The organism is Paraburkholderia sp. UCT31, from assembly GCF_014397655.1.
Lineage (GTDB): Bacteria > Pseudomonadota > Gammaproteobacteria > Burkholderiales > Burkholderiaceae > Paraburkholderia > Paraburkholderia tuberum.
Window position 1 is genome coordinate 1 of the sequence record NZ_VZQP01000111.1, and the last position, 10,617, is coordinate 10,617.

General features: G+C 61.3%; 3 protein-coding genes. 2 read left to right on the top strand and 1 reads right to left on the bottom strand.

The features are described 5' to 3' along the window. Nucleotides 1–457 precede the first annotated feature (457 nt). Nucleotides 458–9,307, top strand: coding sequence for a hemagglutinin repeat-containing protein (locus tag F6X40_RS40120; RefSeq protein WP_187631700.1), 8,850 nt, complete (start codon nt 458–460; stop codon nt 9,305–9,307). Here F6X40_RS40120 and F6X40_RS40125 read toward each other — a convergent pair whose 3' ends face one another. After that, nucleotides 9,308–9,712, bottom strand: coding sequence for a hypothetical protein (locus F6X40_RS40125; protein ID WP_187631701.1), 405 nt, complete (start codon nt 9,710–9,712; stop codon nt 9,308–9,310). Nucleotides 9,713–9,746: 34 nt separating this feature from the next. On the opposite strand from F6X40_RS40125, the gene F6X40_RS40130 reads away from it, so the two are divergent. Next, nucleotides 9,747–10,617, top strand: an 871-nt coding sequence (locus F6X40_RS40130) for a ShlB/FhaC/HecB family hemolysin secretion/activation protein (RefSeq protein WP_187631702.1), incomplete at its 3' end; no start/stop codon positions are given.

Here is a 10,617-nt window from a genome sequence, read left to right on the forward strand (position 1 = left end):
GGCCGCCGCGTGCCCGTCAATACAGTCTCTCCCGTGGTGTTCTCCATCGCATTTGCTCCGTCGTTACGATGGCTACACCTTCGCACCGCGCGTACGTGCGTTCAAGACGGGATGCGCTGACGGATACCTCCCCGCGATGCGGCGGACCTGCTGGCCGATGCGGCGCAAAGCGTTCAGGACAGACTTGCGACTCCTGGCACGACCACGACGAAGCACCAACTGGCTCTGTCAGCAACCCAATGAAGGCGGCTTGATGCCGCCTTTTTCAATTGCACGGCGAGAAGCACACGCTTCTTCGTTCTACATAATTCATTCGCCTGTATTGGCGTTGCGTGTCTATCAGATGCGTCCTGTTTTCAATTTCCGTTGTTGCTTCGCACCGAGTTGACAATTTTTAACTCACCAGAACGGCGCCTTGAAGTATTTTCGGGGAGTTAATAAAAATACGCTACACAGAATGAATAAGAACATGTTCAGGCTGGTTTTCAGCCAATGTAGAGGTATGCTGGTCGCGGTTGAGAAAACGGCGAGCGGCGCACGCAAGACCGATCAGGAAGAAGTAGCAGGCGCGGCACATATCGCTCAATCGAGCGGGCGGCTTGTTTTCCGGTTCGCGCTGCACCCTGTGGCATTTGCCGTGCTGGTGGGGCTGGGCGGCGCGTTGTTTGCCCCGATGCTCGCCCATGCGCAGATTGTGCCGGGTGGTACCCATGCGCCGTCCGTGATCCAGACACAGAATGGTCTGCCACAGGTTGACATTAACCGTCCGTCTTCGGCTGGTGTATCCGTAAATACATACGGACAGTTCGACGTACAGAAAAACGGCGCAATTCTCAATAATTCGCCCGTTATCACCGGCACGCAGCAGGCCGGGCAGATCAATGGCAACCCGAACTTCGGGGCGAACCAGGCCGCGCGCATCATCCTGAATCAGGTCAACAGCAGCGCGGCGAGTCAGATCAACGGCCATCTCGAAGTTGCAGGGCAACGCGCAGAGGTGGTGATCGCTAACGGCTCCGGCATTTCGGTGAATGGCGGCGGCTTTCTGAATACCTCGCGTGCCATTCTGACGACCGGTACGCCGAACTTCGCACCCGATGGTTCGCTCACCGGTTTTAGTGTAAGGGGCGGCAACATCACCGTGCAAGGCGCGGGACTCGACGGTTCGACTGTGGACCAGGTTGACCTCCTGGCCCGCGCGGTGCAGGTCAATGCGGAGGTGTACGCCGGAAAGAGCCTGAATGTTATCACGGGCGCAAACCAGATCGGTCACGACTCACTTGCGTTCACGCCGATCGCAGGCGACGGACCCGCACCAGCCGTCTCGATTGATGTGAGCCAGCTGGGAGGGATGTACAGCGGGCGGATTTTTCTGGCGAGCAACGAGTATGGCGTAGGTGTTTCGAACCAGGGCGTGATCGCCGCGCAGGCGGGCGACCTGACGCTGCAATCGAACGATCTGTTAGCTCTCACCGGCAAGACGAGCGCAAGCGGCAATCTTGCCGCAACCGGCGGCGATATCCAGAACAGTGGCACGACTTACGCGCAGCAAAGCGCGACGCTCTCTGCCAGCGGTACGGTCACGAACAGCGGCATGGTTGCCGCGCAGCAGAATACTTCCCTGAGCGCTGGCTCGGTGACTTCGACTGGCACGCTCGCGGCGGGCGTGAACGGCGACGGCTTGCTCGCGCAGACCGGCGACCTGGACGTAACGGCATCCGGCCAGTTGAACGCCAATGGCCAGAATGTCGCAGGTGGTAGTGCGTCGCTCTCAGGCAGCGGCGTGAATCTCGCTGGCAGTCGCACGTCGGCGAACGGCGCGCTTTCACTCGCTGCGAACAGCGGTGACCTGAACCTGTCGGGCGCAACCGCGACGGCGGGCGGAGCGCTTGACGCGCGTGCGGCCGGTACGCTCACGAACGACAACGGCGCAATGTCGTCGGGTGGTGCGCAAACCATCACTGCGGGCGCACTCTCGAACCACAATGGCCAGATCGTTTCGGGTGGCACGCTGACCGAGTCCGTTACGGGCGCAATCAATAACCAGGGCGGCGCGATGCAGGCCGCAGGCGCGCTTTCTTCGTCGAGTGGTTCGCTCGATAACTCGCGCGGAACCGTCGCGTCGCTAAACGCAGACGGCGTTTCCATCACGACGACCGGCCTGCTCAACAACGGCGCGGGCGGCGCTATCGGCGGCAACGGGAACGTCAGCATCCAGTCAGGACAGATCGCCAATGCAGGGTCTATCACTGCGGTCCAGAGCCTGATTGCGTCGGCCGTGCAGGCTCTGTTCAACAGCGGCACGTTCGCGACCAATGCGAACATGACGCTTTCGGCCGGCACGACGCTGACGAACACCGGCCAGTTTGGCGCGGCCCGCGCGCTCACACTTCTCGCCGCGACGTTCGACAACAGCGGCGGGACGACCAGCGCCGACCAGTTCACGTTGCACGCCGCTAACCTTGTGAACCACGACGGCACGGTCACGCAGACCGGAACTGGCGCGACGACGCTCGACGTGACCGGCACGCTTGACAACTCGGCAGGCGGCACACTCCAGACCAACAGCACGGACCTGACTCTTGCACCAGCCGCGCTCGACAACGATGGCGGCACGATTACGCATGCCGGGACCGGCAAGCTGTCGATCAATTCGGGTAATGGTGCTGGCGAAGTATCCAACGTCGGCGGCAGGATTGCCACGAACGGCGAGGGCTCGATTCAGGGCGGCGCGCTCGATAACGCATCGGGTTCGGTGATCGCACAGAACGGCCTGACGGCAACAGTCGGCGGGGAACTGGACAACACGAACGGCAAGCTGCTGTCGAACACGGAAACGAACATCACGAGCGGCACGCTCAACAATAACGGCGGCCAGATCGGTGCGGGTACGAAGGAAACCATCAGCACGGGCTCGCTGACCAATGACGGAGGCTCGATTGTCGCGCCCGACCTCACGCTGACGACGGGCACGACGCTCGACAATGGCGGCGGCGATATTGAGGCAAACCAGCTCGCACTGAAAGCGACGGACCTGCTGAATCGCGGCGGCACGATCACGCAGTACGGCACGTCGTCGATGGGCTTCAGCATCAGCGGCACGTTCGACAATTCAAACGGCGGCACGCTGCAAACGAACAGCGCAAACTTCACGCTCGCGCCCGGTGCGCTCGTCAACGACTACGGCACTATTCTCAATGCCGGTACGGGCACGCTGACAATCGCACCCGGTTATGGCGCAGGCGTTTTTTCGAACATCGGCGGCCAGATCATTGCGGCGGGGCAGATCGCAGTGCAGGCGGCAAGCCTGAACAATCTGTATGGCGTGCTCGCGGCACAAGGCAATATCGCTGCGAACATCGCGGGCGACCTGAACAACACGCAAGGCTCGGTTCGTTCTCTCTCGTCGCTGTCTCTCGCCAGCGGCGGCACGCTGACGAACACGAACGGACAGATCCAGTCCGGCACGGGCGCGACGGGTGACGCGAGCACGCTCGCCATTCAGGCCGCGTCGGTCAATAACGCGAACGGTCTCGTCAGCAATCTCGGCACGGGCGACATGACCGTGCAAGGCGGCAGTCAGACCGTCAACAGTGGCGGCGTGATGACGGGCAACGGTAACGTGGCCGTCGACACGTCATCGCTCTCCAATACGCAGGGCGGTCAACTGAGCGGCGCGAGCCTCGCGGTTCAGGCGGACATCGTGGACAACAGCGGCGGCCAGATCGGCAACCTTGCCGGTTCGAATGGCGATGTCGCAATCACGACGACCGGCGCGCTGACGAATGCGAACGGCCAGATTGGCGCGACGCATGACCTTGCCGTGAATGCCGCGACGCTGACGGGCGGCGGTGCCTACAGCGCGGCCAATGACGTTGCAGTGAGCGTTCAGGGCGATTTTGCGCCCACGCCAGATGTGCAGTTCAACGCCGGTCATGACCTGTCCTTTACCCTGCCGGGCACGTTCAGCAATGGCGCGCTGGTTGAGGCGACGAACAACCTGAACATCAATGCCGCCGACGTCCAGAATAGCGGCGTCATGATGGCAGGCGGCACTCTCGCGACGCATTCGAACACGCTGGAGAACACAGGGACGATGGTCGGCGGCAGCGTCTCGCTGAACGCCACGCAATCGATTACGAACGTCGGGCCGACCGCACTGATCGGTGCGACGGACAGTAACGGAACGCTCGAACTGCTGTCGAACGACATCGAGAACCGCGACGACACGACGACGACCGACACCCAGGCGACGACGGCGATTTACGGTCTTGGCAAGGTGGTACTGGCGGGCGGAAAGAATGCGGACGGCAGTTACACGAACGCTAGCCTGATCCGCAACCAGTCGGCGCTGATCGAGTCGGCCGGCGACATGGAACTGCACGCCGCTCAGGTGACGAACACGCGCACGACGATGACCACGACGGGCCTGAATCAGTCGGTCGATCCGGCCCTGCTCGCGCAGCTCGGCATCAGCCTGTCGGGCTGCACGGCGGTCGACATGGCCGCCTGCTCCGGTCAGGACATAGGCTGGGGCATCTCCCAGCCGGATAACCCGGCATTCCTGACCATGATTGGCGGTGTGTACACGATCCCGCCGCACGGCGGTCAGTGGAATAGCGGCTACCAGTACACGACCTATACGGGCGAAGCACTCGCGAACCTGATTGCGGGCATCAGTCCGCAGGCGCAAATCATGGCGGGCGGCAATCTGGACGCGTCGAAGGTCGGCCTGTTCCAGAACTACTGGAGCGCGGTCGCGGCAGTGGGCAATATCGCCGCGCCTACCACGCTCGACCAGAATAGCTGGCAGGGGCAGAGCGCGCCCGAAGTGCAGGTCACGTACTCAGGCTACTACCACTACAACAACTACGACAACACCGAACACAACTGGACGCTACCGTTTGGCGATGCGCCGTTTGTTGGCTCACGGCCGGGCGGCTATACCCAGGCGGCACCGGCTGATATCCGCTCTTACGCGCTCCCGAGCTACGAGTCGAGCTTCGTCGCCGGCGGAACGCTTTCCGGCACGGGCGTGAACATCGATAACACCGCGGGCAACGCGGGCATTCCGTCGCTCGGTCTTGCCCCCGGTCAGTCGCTGGGCGGCGTCACTGTCGGCGGCGTGAGCGGCAACGCGAATGGCACGAAGGCCGGGGCTGCTTCGGTCAATGGCGGCGGCAGTATGGTCAATCCGGTCATTGCCAATGCGACTGCGCAGAACGTGCTGCAAAACCTCTCGATTCCCCAGGGCGGACTGTTCAGCCCCGCGACCGCACCGGGCGCAACCTACCTGATCGAGACCAACCCGGCGTTCACGAACCAGAAGACGTTCATATCGAGCGACTACTACCTGCAACAGCTTGGCCTGAATCCGCAGACGACGGAGAAGCGCCTGGGCGATGGATTCTACGAACAGCAACTGGTTCGGAACCAGATTACGTCGCTCACCGGCAAGGCGGTACTCGGTCCGTACACCGACCTTCAGTCGATGTATCAGGCGATGCTCGACGCGGGCGCGTCGCTGTCGAAGTCGCTTGATCTGCCGCTCGGCATGAGCCTGTCGGCTGAACAGGTGGCAGCGCTCACGAGCAACGTGATCATCATGCAGACCGAGACCGTCAACGGGCAACAGGTACTCGTGCCCGTCGTCTATCTCGCGAAGGCCAGCCAGCAGGACATGAACGGGCCGTTGATTGCGGCGACCGACATCGACCTTCAGAACACGCAGACCTTCAGCAATAGCGGCACGGTACAGGCGAGCAACACACTGTCGATTCAGGGCCAGCAGATCGACAACGCGTTCGGCAAGCTGCAAAGCGGCGGCCTGATGTCGCTGGCGACCACCGGCAATGTTGACCTGACCTCGGCCACCGTGAACGCGGGCAGCCTCGCGCTGAACGCGGGCGGCGACCTGTTGCTGAACACGGCGGTCAAGACCGTTGATCAGGTTAGCGCGACGGGCGCGACGCGCACCACGACGACGCTCGGCCCTGTTGCGAACCTGAACGTGGCGGGCGATGCTGTGATCGTCACGGGCGGCAACGTCGAGCAGAACGCGGGCAACCTGAGCGTGGGCGGCAACCTCGGTATGGCCGTGGGCGGGAACTACGATATTGGCTCGGTACAGACCGGCGAACACAAGATCGTCGAGCGCGCGAACGGGGTGTCGAATACCAACATCAACCAGACGACGGGTAGTTCGATTAACGTTGGCGGCGTTTCGCAGATTGGCGTCGGTGGCGATCTGACGGCGACGGGCGCGAACATCAATCTCGCGGGCGGCGGCACGCTTGCTGCGAATGGCAATGTGAACTTGCAGGCGGCAAAATCAACTTCAACAGTTGACAGCAACAGTTCCGGTAGCGATAGCCACGTTAGTTACTCGGAGTCGTCGCACCGCTCGGACGATACGCTCACGGCTACGACGCTCAATGCGGGCAATTCGCTGACCGTTGTATCAGGCAAGGATATCAATGTCAGGGGCAGCGCGATCAGTCTCGACCAGGGAACCGCGACGCTCGCCGCAGCCGGTAACGTCAACATCGGTGCGGCAACGGAAACGCACGTCGACAACGAACAGGAGCAGCACAGCCACAGCAATATCGTAAGCGGCAAGGAAGTGGCGAGTTCGAGCAACACCACCGCCACGCTCTCGCAGGGCAGCATGGTTTCCGCAGACGCCGTGACTATCGCCAGTGGCAACGACATCAACGTCAAGGGCAGCACGATTGTCGGGACGAACGATGTCGCGCTCAGTGCCGCGCATGACGTGAATATCACCACGTCACAGGACACCATGCAGTCGTCCAGCACCTATGAGGAGACGCGAACGGGTCTGGGAACAAGCGGGTTGAGCGTCACGGTCGGCACCAACAAACTCGCGACGACCGACGAGGCATCGAGTGTCACGAACAACGCGAGCACAATCGGCTCGCTGAACGGCGACCTGTCGATCCAGGCGGGCAACACCCTGCACGTCACGGGCAGCGATCTTGTCGCAGGTGGGAACCTCGCCGGAACGGCGGCCAACGTCATCATCGACGCGGCCACCGATGCCTCGCACCAGGCGCAGACGCAGAAGACGAGCAGCAGCGGCCTCACGATTGGTCTGGCGGGTTCGGTCGGCGATGCGATCAACAACGCGTATTCGGAAAGTCAGGCAGCGAAGAATTCGACCAGCACGGGCAACGAACGTGCTGCCGCTTTGCACAGCATTGCGGCGGCGGGCGATGCAGCGATAGCGGGGATGGGGGCGAAAACCCTGGCCGATGGTGGCAAGCCCGACATCGGCATCAAGGTCAGCATCGGGTCAAGCAAGAGCGAAAGCCAGTCGTCGGAAGATCAAACGATGCAACGCGGCTCCGGCGTGCAGGCAGGAGGCACGGCAGCGTTCGTCGCGACGAATGGCGATCTGACGATCGCCGGCTCAAACGTGAACGCCAATGATGTCGTTCTGGCGGCCAAGAATCAGGTGAACGTTATTAACACGACGGACACCGATTCGACCCGTAGCTCGAACAGTTCTAGCAGCGCAAGTGTTGGCGTTCAGTACACGCTGGGCGGCGGCTTTGGCGTCTCGGCGGCGATGTCGAACGCGCATGGCGATGCGAACAGCGACGCGTCAATCCAGAACGCGTCGCATGTGAACGGCGCGAACAGCGTCACGGTGATATCGGGCGGCGACACGAACATCATCGGCTCGCAGATCAACGGCAAGCAGATCGCGGCCGACGTGGGCGGCAACCTCAACATTGTCAGTGTGCAGGACGTGACGAACAGCGCCGCGCACCAGAGCAGCACAGGCGGCGGATTCACGATCAGCCAGGGCGGCGGCAGCGCGAGTTTCAGCGCGCAGAACGGCCATGCCGATTCGAACTACGCAGGCGTCAACGAACAGGCCGGGATCAATGCCGGCGACGGCGGGTTCAACGTCAACGTCAACGGCAACACGGATCTGACGGGCGGCGTGATATCGAGCACGGCAGACGCGTCGAAGAACAGCCTGACGACGGGCACGCTGACATTCAGCGATATCCAGAACCAGTCGCACTACAGCGCGTCGAGCAACGGGATCAGCGCGGGTGTGGGTGTTGGCAATACCGGCAAGGCGACAGGGCCGGGATCGGTGAGTGGCGCACCTGGCGTTGTGCCGATGATCTCGCAGAACGAGAACGGTGACGACAGCGCCACCACACGTAGTGCGGTCGGCGCCGGTGCGATCAACATCACGAATCAGCCAGCTCAGGCGCAGGACGTGGCGAGCCTGAGCCGCGATACCACGGATACCAACGGTACGGTGTCGAACACGCCTGACGTGAACGCCCTGCTCTCGCAGCAGGCGGACACGATGGCGGCCGCGCAGGCGGCGGGCCAGGTGGTCGCGCAGGGGATTGGTGCGTATGCTGAGGCGAAACAGGAGGCAGCCGAAAAGGCTGGTGACACGGCCACGGCCGCAGCGTGGGCCGAAGGCGGTGACAACCGTGCACTGCTGCATCTGGCGGGTGGTGCGCTGATCGGCGGCCTCGGTGGGGGCAGCGCATTCGGGGCGATCGGTGGTGCGGCTGGTGCGGGCCTGTCTTCGAAGCTGGCGGGGCAGCTTGAGAGCCTGTCCAAGGGTGTCGCATCAGATACGGGCTCCGAACTGCTCGGCAACCTCGCTGCGAATGTGGCGGCGGGCGTAGGTGGCGCGCTTGTGGGCGGCACGGCGGGCGCGGCCACGGCGTCGAACGTCGAGTTGTACAACCAGATGCTTCACCAGAAAAAGAAGGACCTGGTATCACAGGTATGCGGTGCGGGTGCGCAGTGCAGTGATGAGACGCTGAATGCTGTGATCCAGGCGCAGGGCGATCTTTACAATGCTGCCCAGAATAACGTGCGGGACACGGGCGTCGCTGCGGGTGTCGTTGTCGGCAGCGTTGCTGCCGGTGTTCTGGCTCCAGAAGCCTATGCCGCATATAAGGCTGCGCAGGCGGCGTATTCTCTTACGACGGGAGCCTTGACGGGTGCGGCTATTTCCAGCACGACGTATACCGCGCCGATTGTTTATCATTCATTTTTCTCTCCCAATCAAAATTTCCTTGACAGTTTCAACCAGCAATTCTCTACGGCTGGTCTAGCCACAGCAGCGAGTGTGGGAGCGGTGAATGGCATGTTCGCAACATCGATGTTTAGCTGGGCTGGAGTGCCAAATTCCATCAAGAATGTCACCACAGTCCCCGGCTTTGTGCTTCAGGCCAACAAATTTTTCTTGGGACAAGCCGCAGGTAAAGCAGCTCAAGCTGCAGTTCAATCTTCTCAAGAATGATCAGGCAAGTAGTGAGGAGTTAACAATGATCGACGGTTTCTGGAGTGGCGTTTTTGGCGGCCTGCTTGGACCAGCCATTTCGCGTTGGCTTGGGCGGTATAGATTCTGGAAGGTTTTTATTGTTCTTCTGATAGGGATATATGCTTCATTGTTTTTCATTGGAATAGCTAAAGTTGGCCTTGCTGATTCGGCAAAAAGAATCGTTGCAATGATTTCTACATTGCCGGGAATACTTGCGCCAGTTGGAATCGCAGCGGCGCTGGCATTCTGCGCGTTCCTCGGTGCGGCGTCAGCGAAGAAAAAGGAATAGCCCCGAGAGTCAGGTGATCTATCTGATAATTTTTCGAAGGGCGAAGAAGAGTCGAGAATCGCAGGTTCTTTTTGAAGAAATGGCGTATCGATCAAGCAGCAGTTCAGTCATCAACTAAAAGCAATTCGAATGAAAATCCGCAAGAGGCTGAAGGCATTGCCGCTCACAGCCCTGATAACGCTCGCCCATGCGCAGCAGACTCCGACGCCTGCGGATACCGCAGCAGCAGCCCGCGCCAGCGCCGAACAGAATCAGCAGGTCGAGCAGCAACGCAATGCGCAGGAACGTGACGCGACGGTCAATGCGCCGTCGGTACTTTCGACCATTGCACGCGTTTCAGGCTGGCCCGAATTGCCGGTCGAAACGCCGTGCTTCCGCATCAACTCATTCGTGCTTGATGTGCCCGCGACGCTGCCGGATGCCATACGCAAACAGGGCGCATCCGCGTTGCCGCTCGACCGCTTCGCGTTCGCCCGCGAATGGCTCGACCATTACCGGGGGCAATGCGTCGGCAAGGCAGGACTCGACACGCTTACCAAGGGATTGCAGCAGACAATTCTCGGTCGCGGCTACATCACGACGCGCGTATTGCTTCCCGCGCAGGACCTGTCAACCGGCACGCTGAAGTTTGCACTGGTGCCGGGTGTCATCGGCAAGGTTCGCTTTGCGGATCCTGCCACGCGCGGCACATGGAAGTCGGCATTCCCGACGCAAAACGGCAACGTGCTGAATCTACGCGACCTCGAACAGGGACTCGAACAGATGAAGCGCGTTAGCAGTCAGGACGTGGACATGAAAATCGAACCCACTGACGTACCTGGCGAAAGCGACCTTGTCGTCACGGTAAAGCGCGCGAAGCCGTGGACGGTGGTTGCGTCGGTGGACAACTCAGGCACGCGGGCCACCGGCAAGCTGCAAGGCAACCTGAGCCTTGGCATCGACAATCCGCTCGGGCTGAACGACATTTTCAACGTCGGCGTGAGTCAGGACCTCGAATTCG

Coding starts and splice junctions, on each gene's coding strand:
- F6X40_RS40120 (WP_187631700.1), top strand. CDS start 458: ATGAATAAGAACATGTTCAGGCTGGTTTTCAGCCAATGTAGAGGTATG.